At 48.6% G+C, this 13,653-nt stretch carries 16 protein-coding genes; 3 read left to right on the forward strand and 13 right to left on the reverse strand.

Translation table 11 applies throughout. The features are described 5' to 3' along the window. Window positions 1-140: 140 nt before the first annotated feature. Window positions 141-689 (forward strand): hypothetical protein, encoded by a 549-nt coding sequence (locus HCH_RS15910; RefSeq protein WP_011397355.1) that lies wholly within the window; start codon window positions 141-143, stop codon window positions 687-689. Between the two features lie 186 nt (window positions 690-875). Here the strand turns inward: HCH_RS15910 and HCH_RS15915 are convergent, their stop codons facing one another. Further along, window positions 876-2,570, reverse strand: coding sequence for a DUF262 domain-containing protein (locus tag HCH_RS15915; protein WP_011397356.1), 1,695 nt, complete (start codon window positions 2,568-2,570; stop codon window positions 876-878). Window positions 2,571-2,854: 284 nt separating this feature from the next. Between HCH_RS15915 and HCH_RS15920 the strand changes: the two genes are divergently transcribed. Next, window positions 2,855-5,014, forward strand: coding sequence for a protein-disulfide reductase DsbD family protein (locus HCH_RS15920; RefSeq protein ID WP_011397357.1), 2,160 nt, complete (start codon window positions 2,855-2,857; stop codon window positions 5,012-5,014). Beyond that, entirely contained in the window at window positions 4,902-5,516 is a 615-nt protein-coding gene (locus HCH_RS15925; RefSeq protein WP_011397358.1) for a redoxin domain-containing protein, read from the forward strand. Before HCH_RS15920 ends, HCH_RS15925 begins: the two co-directional genes overlap by 113 nt. Before the next feature lie 267 nt (window positions 5,517-5,783). On the opposite strand, the gene HCH_RS15930 is transcribed toward HCH_RS15925, so the two are convergent. The 12 genes from HCH_RS15930 to HCH_RS15980 form a co-directional block, all read right to left on the reverse strand. Continuing rightward, the gene (locus tag HCH_RS15930) at window positions 5,784-6,014 is read right to left on the reverse strand and encodes a hypothetical protein (RefSeq protein WP_148212589.1); all 231 of its coding nucleotides are present in this window, start codon (window positions 6,012-6,014) and stop codon (window positions 5,784-5,786) included. A 95-nt stretch (window positions 6,015-6,109) separates the two neighbouring features. Next, window positions 6,110-6,817, reverse strand: coding sequence for a hypothetical protein (locus HCH_RS15935; protein ID WP_011397359.1), 708 nt, complete (start codon window positions 6,815-6,817; stop codon window positions 6,110-6,112). A 30-nt stretch (window positions 6,818-6,847) separates the two neighbouring features. Continuing rightward, window positions 6,848-7,033, reverse strand: coding sequence for a hypothetical protein (locus HCH_RS33835; RefSeq protein WP_148212590.1), 186 nt, complete (start codon window positions 7,031-7,033; stop codon window positions 6,848-6,850). An 18-nt stretch (window positions 7,034-7,051) separates the two neighbouring features. After that, window positions 7,052-7,675, reverse strand: a complete 624-nt coding sequence (locus HCH_RS15940; RefSeq protein ID WP_011397361.1) for a hypothetical protein — start codon at window positions 7,673-7,675, stop codon at window positions 7,052-7,054. A gap of 157 nt (window positions 7,676-7,832) precedes the next feature. Beyond that, on the reverse strand, window positions 7,833-8,228 hold the full coding sequence (locus HCH_RS15945; protein ID WP_011397364.1) for a hypothetical protein: 396 nt from the start codon (window positions 8,226-8,228) through the stop codon (window positions 7,833-7,835). 1 nt (window position 8,229) lies between these two features. Continuing rightward, a complete protein-coding gene (locus HCH_RS34450) occupies window positions 8,230-9,894 on the reverse strand; it encodes a hypothetical protein (RefSeq protein ID WP_011397365.1) in 1,665 nt (554 codons plus the stop codon). Window positions 9,895-10,302: 408 nt separating this feature from the next. Beyond that, window positions 10,303-10,785 (reverse strand): hypothetical protein, encoded by a 483-nt coding sequence (locus HCH_RS15955; protein ID WP_011397366.1) that lies wholly within the window; start codon window positions 10,783-10,785, stop codon window positions 10,303-10,305. A 305-nt stretch (window positions 10,786-11,090) separates the two neighbouring features. Beyond that, window positions 11,091-11,435: a hypothetical protein gene (locus HCH_RS15960; protein ID WP_011397367.1), complete on the reverse strand. Its 345-nt coding sequence runs from the start codon at window positions 11,433-11,435 to the stop codon at window positions 11,091-11,093. Between the two features lie 40 nt (window positions 11,436-11,475). After that, entirely contained in the window at window positions 11,476-12,036 is a 561-nt protein-coding gene (locus tag HCH_RS15965; RefSeq protein WP_011397368.1) for a hypothetical protein, read from the reverse strand. Between the two features lie 46 nt (window positions 12,037-12,082). After that, entirely contained in the window at window positions 12,083-12,400 is a 318-nt protein-coding gene (locus HCH_RS15970) for a hypothetical protein (protein WP_011397369.1), read from the reverse strand. Next, window positions 12,397-12,741 carry a hypothetical protein gene (locus HCH_RS15975; RefSeq protein ID WP_011397370.1) on the reverse strand — a complete coding sequence of 115 codons (345 nt, stop codon included), beginning with the start codon at window positions 12,739-12,741 and terminating at the stop codon, window positions 12,397-12,399. Before HCH_RS15975 ends, HCH_RS15970 begins: the two co-directional genes overlap by 4 nt. Before the next feature lie 435 nt (window positions 12,742-13,176). Continuing rightward, on the reverse strand, window positions 13,177-13,635 hold the full coding sequence (locus tag HCH_RS15980; protein WP_011397371.1) for a hypothetical protein: 459 nt from the start codon (window positions 13,633-13,635) through the stop codon (window positions 13,177-13,179). Window positions 13,636-13,653: the final 18 nt, after the last annotated feature.

Below are 13,653 nucleotides of genomic sequence, written 5' to 3' on the forward strand. Positions count from 1 at the left end.
ACACACCACAAATATTCTTCACGGCGTTGAAGGTAATCTCTCTCTAAAAACGCCTTATATTCTGCTTATACAGCCTCGCTCCAGCAGCGTTCCGGCTCAGAGAGCGAGCCCTCTATGCATCTGTCTAAAGGAGAAGAAAGATGGCGAGCGGATTAGGTGTTTTGGTAACGAGCGGAGACAGTCAGATCGGCGATATCTTCTCAGCGCTTGAAGGCGCTTTGGATCGGACGACATGGCGCAGCTCCACCCTTCTGAATGAACGCAACGGCGACGGCAAGCTTCCGCTGGTGCTGCTTGGCCACGCCAACGAACTTCGATTCAAAATCAACTCCAGCGAACGCAAAACCGGCGCAGATATCGTCAAGCACTTAGTGACGACACGCATGTTAACCCCTTCAAAATTCGGATTTGTCTTCCTGGCCGGGTGCCGCGGCGCGCACACCAATCGAGAAGGACTTTATATCGACGTCGGCAACGCCATCGGCCTGCCAGTGCTGGCGTCCACCACCTCGGTCAGCATGGGAAGATCAGGAAGCAAAGTGTCATTCACTCCCATCGAAAACGGCGAATGGAAAGTCTACTATCCAGATGAAGGTGTGGTGTACAACCTCCGACTCGAACGCTGCAAACATTTCCGGGACGTACTGGCGTCGGTGGAAATCCAGGTGAACGACGCGGCGTCGTTTTGAGTTGAAATCCAATTGGTGGATTCGAGGGGAGTTCGCTCCCTTCATTTATCTAATAACTCGGTTATAACCACCACTAAAACACATTAGATATAGTCAACGCCTCAACAACTTACGCAACATCAGAGAGCTCTTTTACATTTAAATAAAATAACATATTAGAAATATATCTTGACACAATGAATAGCCCTAGGCCCAGGTTTCCCTCACCCACTTAATAATATTTTTCTCTCTTTCCTCAATTTGCTCATTAGCCCACCCTCCTTCACTTATCATATTAGCCACTTCCGTTGCACAGTGTAGTCCAGTGCTTCGATAACTTTCCGCCTTATCCACGGGGTCTTTGTCAGCCAACACTGAGTTTAAGCCGGGAGGCAGTAGAAGCAAGTTACCAAGACGGTGAACAAATATTCCTGGTTGCCCTGGCTCGATATACTCCAAAGCCCCCTTTGACTGAGGAAATATATGTTCAATAGATTTAGCTGCACTTGCTTCCCAAATTCGAGCCCATTGTTCGTTACTAAAATCCTGACCTTTATTTTCAGATAAATGCTCTTCATATCGGTAAAGAAGATATCTCAGCTCTTCTTCCCAGCCTTCATAGCAGTTTTCATTTTGAAGCTGCCTAATTGCTTCATTTATATCGTGCTCTTTTCCTTCACTAAATCGGTCTAATCGCTGCTTGACTTCCTCAGAAGTAATTCGAGGAGTATTCAAAACATCCCAAGCCAGCCGGACGTAATCTCCTATAGCAGTTCTTGCGTCCTTCGCACACAGCCCGTAGACACGAAAAGACGTTTTTTCCCACTTGTCTAAAAGTAAGCGCTTCTCTTCATCTGAAAAGCTAGAGAGTAGAATTGAGACTGCCAGTAAGCGTGCTTGCGCAATATTTGTTACCGCTTTTGAGCGAAAGGTATCTCCAAGAAAACTGTCAACAGCCTTTGCGACTTCCAGCAGCCAATATGATAATTTGATGGATTTTTCAGCCTTTCCGTCACATAGTTCCATAAACAGTTGAACTGCTGACTCTTCACTGTGAGGTTTGCTGGGGCGGTTTTTCGACTTAAGTGATGCTGCAAACTTCAGAGCCTCACCGCTTAGTCCTTGACGGAGTCCTATCGCCTCATAAATATTTCCCCAAATATTATGCAACTCTTCAATATGCTCATTAACATTGCCCATACTTTTCTGGAATGCAACTCCCATAAGCATGCTTTTCAGTCTATCCAGCCATGAAACTCTAAGCCCTCGATTATTAAGCACTTCAAAAACTGTATAGACAGTTTCTTCATTATCTATTTCATGAAATATAAAAGTTAGCTGATTTTTAATAATTCTTAACAACTCTATTTTGTCTTCCCAAGCAGAAACAAAATTGTCGCAGTCTTCAATGGCACTCAGTATCTCACGGTCCGCTATGGTCCTCACTCCTTTTATATCAACCCGCTCACCCGACCTAATATAGTTGGAGAAGTAATGACTTTTATCATGATTTGTCTGTAACAACACTAAACTCAGTTCATCTTGCTTAACTAGCAGCTCCTCCAATTCGCTTGCAAGCTTTTTTTCATCTTTTATTCTTCTATCTAAGTTTTGTTCTATTGCTTTCAACAAGATAACCAGTGTTGTAATTCTCTGCTGACCATCTACAACTTCCACAACACGATATTGATCAGTAACTATCGTTGTCAAACCCCGCCTTAAGCCGACTACTGTCGCCATAAAATGATTAGACTCAGAATTCCCCCTTAACATCTTAATATCATTAAACATATCCTCGCGCTGCTTCCTGTGCCACGAATATGCTCTTTGATAACGAGGAATCCGGAAAAGACGGTTTGTCAACAATGTAGATAGATTTGTAAATTGTGGCTGAATATCCATATTTTTGTCTCCAACGCTAGCTATGCTCACAATTCTGGTACGCTAATTAACGCAATGATCTAGCAAAATATAGCAGGATATTGGAAGTTCGCATCCCACAATCCCCCGAATTAGCATAATACTGTAGATGCTCCTAACCTTAGAGTATGTGAACATCCTCTAAGGTCCCCATAACTTTGTAGTCTTTACCCTCCCCCCATTAACAATCCGTTAGGTCTCCTCCCTCGTATAAAAATTATCCTAAAATAGGCAGACTACTCTCACGGATACGTCAGGTCGGCGCCATGGTTGTGTTGACGGTGGTTCCCAGGCAGTGGCATTTCATACTTCGGGTTTGCGGAGCCCTGTTACTTTGGGTGATGGCGGGCTTTGCCTCGGCTGCCGACAGCGCCACGGGCGAGCATATCCGGGTGCAGTTGGTCAGTGAATGGGACGGTGTGGCGCCGGGGCGGACCCATTGGGTCGGGGTGATTCTTGAGCCGGACCCGCACTGGCATACCTATTGGCGCAATCCGGGGGATTCTGGAGAGCCGCCTACCCTCACCTGGCGCCTGCCGCCAACCATTCAGGCCGGCGATATTCAGTGGCCGCTTCCTGACGAAATTCCAGTCGCCCATCTCACCAACTACGGATACTCCGGCGCACACTTGCTGATGGTTCCGCTACAAGTTGGCGAGCTGTCGCAGTCCAACGCAGATATTTCCGTGGATATCTCCTGGCTGGTTTGCCGGGAAGACTGCATCCCCGGCTGGGCGACTTTGTCTATGAACCTTCCCGTCGAGGCGGAACCGTCGCCAAGCGAGCATCATCCGTTGTTTGAGCAGACCCGGCTGAACTTACCGGCGCAGGAAATCATTTCCGCTCGCTATGAAGTCACCGATTCTCATCTGGTCCTCGCATTCACAGCGCCCAAGGCGGGCCCCTGGCGCGCACTGCCTTTGGAAGGCAATGTCGTTGTACACGGCGCGTCTCAACAGTTGATTCGGGACGGCGACGTCACCCGGCTTCTGACGCCCCGCTCAGAGTACCTGTCCGCAAAGGGGCAACCTATCGCATTCCTGCTCACCAACGGCGAGCAGGGTTACTACCTGCATAGCGAGTACAACGCTGGCGCGAGCGTAAAAGAGACATCCCAGGGGGGAATTGAGAGCCTATCTCTGTGGCTGCTGATGTTAATGGCGTTCGCCGGCGGCCTGATTCTTAATCTGATGCCCTGTGTGCTGCCGGTGTTGTCCATCAAGGCGCTCGGGTTGCGTCAAGGACATCACACGCTTATGCACAAACTGGCTTACGCGTTTGGCGTATGGGGCAGCTTCATGGCTTTCGCCGCGATCATTGTGGCGCTCAAGTCCGCAGGATCGGAGGTGGGCTGGGGATTTCATATGCAGAATCCGATAGTCATCGGATTGCTGTCCTTCCTGTTTCTGTTTATCGCGCTGAATCTGATGGATCTGGCCCCGGTTGGCGGACGACTGGCCGGGATGGGCCAGTCACTGACGCAAGGCGACAGTGCTCAAAGTCAGTTTTTCACCGGCGTCCTCGCAGTGCTGGTCGCCAGCCCTTGCACGGCGCCGTTTATGGCAGCGGCGATTGGCGTCGCTCTGGTCAGCGACGCCCTGATGGTATTCATTATTTTCACGGCGCTGGCGTTGGGGTTCGCGCTGCCCTTATCGTTAATCTATTTCATTCCCGCGCTGCAACGACGCCTGCCCAGACCCGGCCCCTGGATGAATACATTCCGGCAATTTCTGGCGTTTCCCATGCTGGCCACGGTGTTGTGGCTGGCATGGATATACCAGCAACAGACCAGCGCCTATGCGCACTTATGGCTGATGATCGCGCTACTGGGTCTGGGTTTCTGGGCCTGGAGTCGCCAACATTTGGCCAGGCTTCCCTCTTGGCTGGTTGCCGTGGCGACGCTCGCCGTCATGTCACAGCCTTTGAGGCTGGCGCAGACATCGCAGGACGCGAGTCCGCCGCAGGCCGCACAGGCGTTCAGCGAACACAAGCTGGCGACCCTGCGCGCCCGGGGCGCAGTGGTGGTGGTGAATATGACCGCAGACTGGTGCATCACCTGCAAAGTGAACGAACAAGTGGCGTTTTCCTCCGGCCAGGTGCAGACCTTGCTGGAATCGGAAAACGTCCACTATCTGGTGGGAGACTGGACCAACAGGAATGATGAGATCTTCGGCTACCTGCAACGCTATGGCCGCGCCGGCGTACCGCTGTATGTGGTGTACGCGGGCATGGCTGACGGACAGGTGCTGCCGCAGCTTCTCACGCCGGAGTTGTTGATCCGAGGCATTGAACAGGCGAAAGAGGAGATCCGTTATGAAAGTCAGGCTGTTGTTACAGGCACTCTCGGCGTTAACGCTGGCGGCCAGTGTATGGACGCAGGCGGCGCCGAAAATAGACGTTCAGGCGCCCGGTTTCAGCGCTATTGACAGTAATGGCGAAGTCGTCAACCTGAGCGATTACAAAGGCAAGTACGTGGTGTTGGAGTGGACCAACCACGAATGCCCTTACGTCGGCAAACACTACGGCAGCGGCAACATGCAGGGCCTGCAAAGCAAATACCGGGCTGAGGATGTGGTCTGGCTGACTATCATTTCCTCCGCGCCGGGAACCCAGGGCTACGTGAAAGCCGATGAAGCCAACGCGCTCACCGCCAGCCGCAACGCTAAACCCACTCATGTGGTGTTGGACCCGGACGGCGCCGTCGGCAAGATGTACGACGCCAAAACCACGCCGCATATGTACATCATCGACCCGGAAGGCGTACTGCGCTACGCCGGCGCCATCGACAGCATCCGCTCCGCCAACAAAGCGGACATCGCCAAAGCGGTAAACTATCTCGACAAAGGCATGCAATCCCTGTTCGAAGGCATGCCCGTAGACCCAAAAGCCACCCCACCCTACGGCTGTACGGTGAAGTATGAGAGTTGAAGGCGAGTGATGAGTGGGAGTGGAAGCTGAATGATGGTGGAAACTGAATAAGAGTGGAAAAGGCTGAGAAATCGGCCTTTTCATTCTTTCTTCTAACTATAGTTTCTTTCAATCCAAATAGGCATAGATAAATATCATACTTTTTATTAATTCAACTCTCTTCAAAACCGCTATTTCTGATTAAAATTCGGCAGCTCACTTAACATATTTCACACACTACAAGGCGTTGCCAAACTAAAAACACATGAGACGAAAGGAGGCCAAACTTCAATAAACATCCTCCTCACAAAACGAATACTTCTCTGGATCACCCCTTACATATTCAAAATTTCTTATAAAGTCAAGCAACTCCTGCTTGTCCATAGTTTTTGTATATGTGGCAGACGTCATAATTTCAACGCTGTATCTCTTCCCTGTCAGGGTCAACGTTGTTCTGCTTGTGTCTTCTTCCACATAAATAAATATGAAATCCTTTCCCTCAGACCTTAAATCGTCCATAAGGCAATAGATTTCATCTAAACCTTCAGTTAAAGGGGAGTTTCGTGACGACCTATATTTCTTGGCCGACTCAATGGAGTAGTAAACGCAGTACATTAGTATACACTCCCCCAGGTATATTCACCTTTCCCTTCAAAGGTTATGACCAGCGCCCCGTAATCAACCTTAAAGCGTTCAATATTAGTGACTTCAACAGAGCCATCTTTTTCAACAAGCTCCGCCAGAACGGTCACTTTCTCTCGAATTTCAGGCCAGTCAACCGTCGGGTTAAAGTTATTCTCAACCACTTCGTGAATATCAGGTTGAACGATTCTAATAACGTCAGCATCATTAATATTGGCGTCGATTCTATCTGACAGAAAAACACCGTCCTTTACGTCAACAAGATAGCCGCTTATCCATGTTTTTCCTCCTTTTTCAACCATTAACCGACATATCGCCTCTGACGCATCAGTTTCCAGATCTCTCTCGCGACCATCAAAGTAGAGATCATAGCTAATCCATTTTGTTTTCAGCGTCATGTGTTTTATGTCAGATAACGTCGCGTTCCCATCACATATCAGAAGGGTTCCGCTGACTTCACAAAAATCGACATACTCCCATTCGCCGCCGGTTCTGGGCTCAATGTGCACTGACAAAGTTTCATAAAAATTAGTATCTTTTATTACAATTCTATTAGCATTTAAAAAATCATCAGAATCACATATAAACATTGATTTTTCATTGGCAAAAATGATCCCCATTACTCTTAATGGCCGCCCCACACAACCGTCAATTCCGTTAAATCCACCGATTAGTTTCACGATATAATTACAATAAAAAAGTTAACTCAATCACACATCCAGTTCTTTCAGAGCTTCATTCAATTCGCCACATGGAATTTCGATAAATCTAGAATCAACTCCAGCTGTGAGTTTATAGTTTCTTCCCATTTCTAAATTTAGTCTATTACCTACGCTCTCTGACAAGTCACCCTTATTATCGCCTGATACATGTAAAGAAAAAATATTATCATCCAAGTGAACCAATACTTCGCATTATGCATGAATAGCTTGTTCATTCCATTCAAACACTGCATTTCCCACAACAGCTTTGGCTTTGTGAATATCCGTGACGTTGCGTACGCCATCATGTTCTTCTGACTCTACATCAGCAATGAGAGTCACTGTCTTGTCAAAAAAGTCGTGACACTCAAGGAAGTCAACCAAAAAGCCATAAGGTTTCTCATCAAAACTTACTTTGCTTCCATCTACTGTGCGAAAGCTCAAGACTATCCCATCTAGGCTTATATCACCGCAAATCACTTTATCGAACTCAAAGTTACTCAAAACTGATTCAAGCGAGTGAGGATTATCAGGCGGACATATAAATACAGAGGCTCCCGTTCTCACATAAAATTTAATATAGCCAATTTCGTCTATGTATAAATCGTTCCTGTCCTCTGCAATCTTACCGTGCAATTTAACATCATAGTTAAGGAGAGATCTTCCACCGACTAAAACAGACAAGAACTCGAAAAAAGTATCTTCAAAACTCTCGACATTAAGTTTTACAGTGTTATCCAGACTAAATGGCGGCCCTGAAAAACACCCTTTGACGGTTTGAAACGTGTCAATGTAACGGAGTTTATTAGTTTTAATTTCTGAAGCTAATACTGTCATTCTACTTTATCCGATTATATCGTCATGACCATGCTCATCACCTCCTACAAAAGCCATAAAGCCCTCGTATGGCTCGACTTCAAACTCTTCACCCACTTCCACCTGTCCATTTTTGGGTTGACCAGTTCATAGAGTTCAAATAAAAGGTGTATTCGTCTTATTTTTCATTAATGCATATGGTTAGAGAATTATTGCCATCCGCATCTCTAATGATCGTTATCCAACCAGCCTTCTCCCACTCGTGAATCAGTTTTTGATACAAGGGAGCCAAGCTTGAATGATCGACTTTTTTAAGCTCCGCCCCACTGGCTTTAATAAAGCTCTCAACTTTAACGCTACCCTCTTTAACACTCAAAAATGGTTCAGCTGGGGCAAGGATGTAATTCTCAATCACGTCTCTGGAGAAAATATCAAAAATATTGTATTCCGTGACGTCAAACTGACTCAATTCAACGACTACCGCATCAGCCAACATCCATTCAGGCTGATAATACTCGACGCAGAATTTTTCTTTTTCTTTTAACCTTTCAATTGCTTTTTCAATACTCTTCATTTCAATACCCCTTCTTTTTAGCAATGGCGTCTCCAATATCTACCGCCTGCCCGTGCAAACCATCAATTTCCAACTGCAAGTCACGATATAAAATACCATTTTTCGTTACTTTCTTATACAGCCCATATACTTCATGGAATTCATGAGAAAGAATACATGCTATACCTTGATCTGACTTAAGCAAGCTTTTCTTAACACTAACAGTAATTGTTTTATTGCTAAATATATCATCCACACCCATTACCTTATCTGGGGAGACAGGAAACACTCCGCTTTCAATTAAATCCGCATCAGCTGCTGTTGCAAATCGCTTGCCTGGTTGATAATACGCCCACACATCATCAAAAACGCCGCCCTGTGCCACTATTGTATTAACAGCTTCGTCTTCAAGAAAAGCGAATCTAGCAGTTAGCCCATCATGCGTAATAACTTCAATAACATTTGGATTTAGTTTTGATGGCCTTATATCATCGACAACATCTTTAAATGCGCCAAACTCATCTGCTAAGAATACTGCGTCTTCTGGTGATTTAGCATTTTGATTCCACTTCCACAACGATTCATCCTGCTTCCGAGACGCTGCTGCGCCATAGACTGCCTTGGTGTTGCTACCCTCCTTATTCTCTCCCTTGAGGGCTGGCTTCAACCCCATTAACGCCGGATGCCCAACCACTGCAGTAATGGCCCCAGCATAGATCTCTTCCAACTCTCCCAGTCTGGGTGGAATTTCGGTGACAAATGAGCCGACGTCTTCCAGTGCTACGCGTTCGCTCAGTCCTTCCAGTGAGATGACTTCGATGCTGCGTCTGGCGGCGATGGGGTCTGAACTGGCGTTGATCAGGTCTTTACGGATGTTTCTGATCTTGTTATCGAATGCTCTTACATCGTCAATGGGGCTTCCCCGTTCAATGACGCGTAGCCCTTCCAGCATCAGCTCCGCTCGCTCCTTCGGTATAGCATAGTACTTCCCGAAAGGGCCACCCCCGCCGGTTTCCAGCGAGTGGTAAAACTCATCCCCCAACTTTTCTTCCATTGCCAGAATAGCGGAGGCGTCTCCTTGTTTTTTGGCCTCCCAGAAATCTCTGTAGGCCTCCTCACGCTCATCTTCGGTCAGACTGGTCGCCTCATCAGGTTCTGCTTGAGCGATCTCAGGCGTTTCAGACCTTTTGAATGGCGGGGGGAGATAATTACGGCGTTCAGCAGGAACACTTTCCCACCACAAATTACCGTTCAATGAGGGAATGTCTTTTAGTAGTCCGTTTAATACTGGCGGCGGAGGTGGCTCTGGGTTCGCCCGAGCGATCAGTCGCTCAGCCAATACAGGATCTGAGTTAGTAGGAAAGACGCCTTCGTCTTCCTGCCTTGCAATCGGACTAAATGGCTTTTTACCGTCTTTAAACACCAGAAGAATGTCGCCGCGCTCAACCAGCCTGACGAAATCTTCCTTCCATTTCCGAAAGTACGGCGTCCCTCTCCCGGGAAAGGCGCCGAAAGCAGAGCGAAAATTAGACCCCGAGAGGTTACCGACGATTTCGCTGACCTTCATATCGTGGTTTAAACAGCGTTCAGCGTAGCTGGCGGCGAAGAATGGAGACTCAACAAAAGACAAGTCAACAATGGTTAAATCTGTCCAATGTTTGAACTCGTACTGACGAGTGGAATACATGAAACGACATCCCTGATTAAGCAAAATATCCAGTCATGGCGGCGATATAGCAGGACAACCGCGACAAGATACAATTAATTACAATGCAAGAATATTTTACTTTTTTGGGACGTTACTCTGAATCGTCCGCTCCCTCTAGGACATTGGAACTACAAGTAGGATTGGCACGTGTGAACAAGGTGAACTCAGCTAATAGCACCGATCCCTCCTGTACTGAGAGCGACCTAACGAAGAAAACAATCGAATGATGTGGGGCAGGATGAAATCTGAAGATTGGAAGCAGCCGTCCACACACTGCTACAAGCATGGACGGCGAACTTATTTAGACAGGTGGAAGCGGCTTAGTTCAAGCGATTTGAGCCCTGTTTCCACAACGACCTTTTAGACTTATTTATAAAATCGTTCTAATCAATCCATCACGATCAATGACATGTCGTCAATACTGACGCTCTCCCCTGCGCCGTAGCCGATCAGCTGCGCCTGCACGCGCACCCGGTACCAGCCTACGGTGGAGGCGTAGTAGGTTCCGTGGGTTTCATTGCTGGACCAGTTGCCGAGGACGCCATTGCCTTTGCCGGTGCAGAAGGCGTTATCGCTGTTGGAAGGCGCAATGACAGTCACTACGCCGCTGGGGCTGGTGACTTCGATATTGATGTCGTACCAGGTCGAATTATCGTTGGATTGCACGGCGCATTCGCCGTTGAAGAAGATCGCCCGCGTGCCGGTAGTGCTGGCGTAGAACGACAGGTTAACCGGCAGATAGTGCGCTGCGCCGTTGGCGGTGACAACATGACTCAGATAGGTGGTGGAGCCTTCCACATCCGCATAACTGGCGGACGATGCAACGCTGATCGCCGCGCCCATGACGAGAGAAATGAGTGTTGTTTTCATGGTGAACCCCTATATCCATGGAGGTCGATATATATCGTCGAGGCGACTGAGCAGGTCATCATGGCCGTCTCGACGAGTTCCATCTCACTGAGCTGACCGCCGCGCCGGCTAACGCTACTTCCCTACCCGCGCGGCGTTGGTCTCATTCAGGATGTGTTATGAGTGTATGGAGGGGCGGTTTGGCGGGCAGTTAAATACTGGGAGGCGATTTTGTGACTTTTTATCTGTTTTTTTGGAGGAAAATTTTGCGCGTCATGGAACCGCTGTACTGACGCGCACAGAGAGTGAATCGTAACACAGCCAGGTTACACCACCGCCGCCAGCACGCCGCCAAAGGCATTCCTCAGCACTTTCATGATCGCGTTCAATGCCTTTTGCACCGTTATCAACGTAAGTTGGGTGATAGCGACCAGCACGGCTTCACAGGAGGTTCTTTGCATTTTGACCAGTATCTTCGCGGTCTTCGGCGAATAGCCCTGGTTCTTGTCCGCCTGATACAGCGCCACGTTCTGCGCCACATCCGCCAATTGCACGGACATCTTCCTGAATTCAGCGGGGGCGTATGATTTCACCGCCAGCCAGCCTTCTTTGAAGGAGGCTTCCGCCGCCTGGATAATTTTTTCATAGATATCATTCGCGTCTATTTCCATGGCTGTCTCCTTTTCTTTCAAGGGTTAGTTCTTCTCAGGATTAGTTCTTCTTCGCGTTTTCGACGACGGATACGGCGTTAATGGACTGGTTGGCGATAGCCAGCGCAGTCTTGGATGTCGCCGGTCTTAGGCAGGAAAGGTTTTTGGGACCGCATTTATCGCCGTCACGATGAATTTCTTCAATGAACTGCAGTTGGTCTTTCACCAGCGACAACAGCTTCTCATTACAGCCATCCGCATTGCCGTTCGCTTCCATGCCGCTCTGTGCGATTTCAGTAGGTATTTTGTCGCGCATCATGGTGGTCACCCGCTTGTAGAGCTTTTTCTCCAGTTTGCAGGCTTTGCCTTCCGACGCGGCGGAAGCGCGTGCGATCATGGCGTCCAGCTTGGATTCCAGCGCATTATAGGCTGGCCTGTTTTTCTCGTAGGTTCCCTCCGGCGTCCCCGCCAGATCCGCCATGTTCTTCACGTGGGTATTCAATTGCTCGGAAAGCTCCATGCTTCCCCTGTCTATAACCTCATCATAATCACTGACCAGTGAAAGCCCTGAGCAAGCGCTTAAAGCCAGCGCTAAAACGAGGGTAGCCAATGCCTTGTTCATGGTGGTCTCCTTTTCTCCGGGTCTTTTTGCAGGATTTGCGCGTGTGTTATGCCGGTTGCAGTTTGGCGTTGAAACGTTCACAGACGGCTTCGTTCATAAACAGACCGTGCTCGATGATCACGCCGATGGTGATCAGGTAGGCGGACAAATTCTCCGCGTCGGTGATGGCCTGCCCCAACGTCACGATCAATGGCGCGATCACCATGACGCTCAGAGGAATCGCCACTAGAAACTGATGTTTCATAACCAGACTTTGCGGGGAGGGAAAAACGGTTATGCGGATATAGACGCCGAGAAAGTAGGCGGCGAAAGGAATCACGCCCAGCAAGACCATCTGGGTGATAAAAGGCGTAAACTCGTTCATTGTCGTTCCTCCATCAGGATGGACTCGCCGCCGTCCTTACCGATGTAAACCCAGCCGCTCTTGTCGTTCGCAGCCCCGGGTTCGGCCTGCTCAACGTTGATCCAATACTGAGTCCCCGTCAGGGTGTTGATCTTTTTGACTTCTTTCACGACGACGCTGTCGTCTTTCGCCACGGAGCCTTTTTTGTCTCCGAGAATGTAGAGAAAGGTGCTGGGCGGCGAATCACGAACATTGGCGGGCGCGGACAATGAATAAGCGCGGTTAGCCTCCACTTTGGAAGGCTCCGTCGACCACACGACGGTTGAGATGATCAGCGCTGATAACAGACCTGTTTGTCGCATAGCTCCTTCCCTCCTGGTCCGATGTTTTAGGCAAGCGGCGAAAGCTCAGGGAATTCTATGTACAACTTTTATATTGTTTTCTTTGCGGCCAGTTTATGACGCATAAAACCAACCTGTCATCCGGGACATTAGGGCTAAACTAACGCTTAGATCGGTTTTTATTAATATGGCAATGATATTGACATGTTTTTATCTGGCGCATGGATGCGCCTGCGCGGCGGAGAGCCGCGGGAGACAGGGCCTGACATGGGCAGGCCCTGTCGTTGCAGACAAATAGAAGGTTGAAGACAAATAGAAGGAAGCTATTTGTCTGCCTGATTAATAGTTGCAGCTTGCGTCTATCGCGAGCAAGTGGGGGGAAATCTTCGGGGACGCGTTTTGCAGAGGGCTAATTCAGGGAATGAGCGGCGCGGGTTAGGCCGCTCATTTCTTCCATCACATTTCGTCCAGTCGATTGCCGTTCTGCGACATCAACATCGCCTCGTGCTCTTCCAGCTTCATCAGGTTCTCCAATAGCTCCTGAGTGGATGGCGTCGCCGCCTTGGCGTGCAGATAACGATACAGTTCAACAATATGCCGGTGCTTATCCATCACCGTTTCCATAATTTCCGCGGCATTCAGCGTTTCGTAATGGATTTCTCCATCGGCCAAGGGGTGAGTCGGATGCATCTCCAGATATTCGTAACACCAAGTGTTAAGAGCCTTAACCTCACTGGTTTGTTCGAAGCCGTTGATCACGTCGAAGAGCAGCGTTTCGTGCCGAGCCAGATAGTCCAGCAGCAAACGGACTCCTTCATTCTCATGGAGCCCTGCGGACTGAGAAAGGGATTTTGAAAGTCGTTGATGGTATTCCTTGGTCCAGTGCAGAACGTTTCTTAATGTCTCGGCATGCATTCAGAGCTCCTATCAAAC

It is taken from the genome of Hahella chejuensis KCTC 2396, from assembly GCF_000012985.1.
Lineage (GTDB): Bacteria > Pseudomonadota > Gammaproteobacteria > Pseudomonadales > Oleiphilaceae > Hahella > Hahella chejuensis.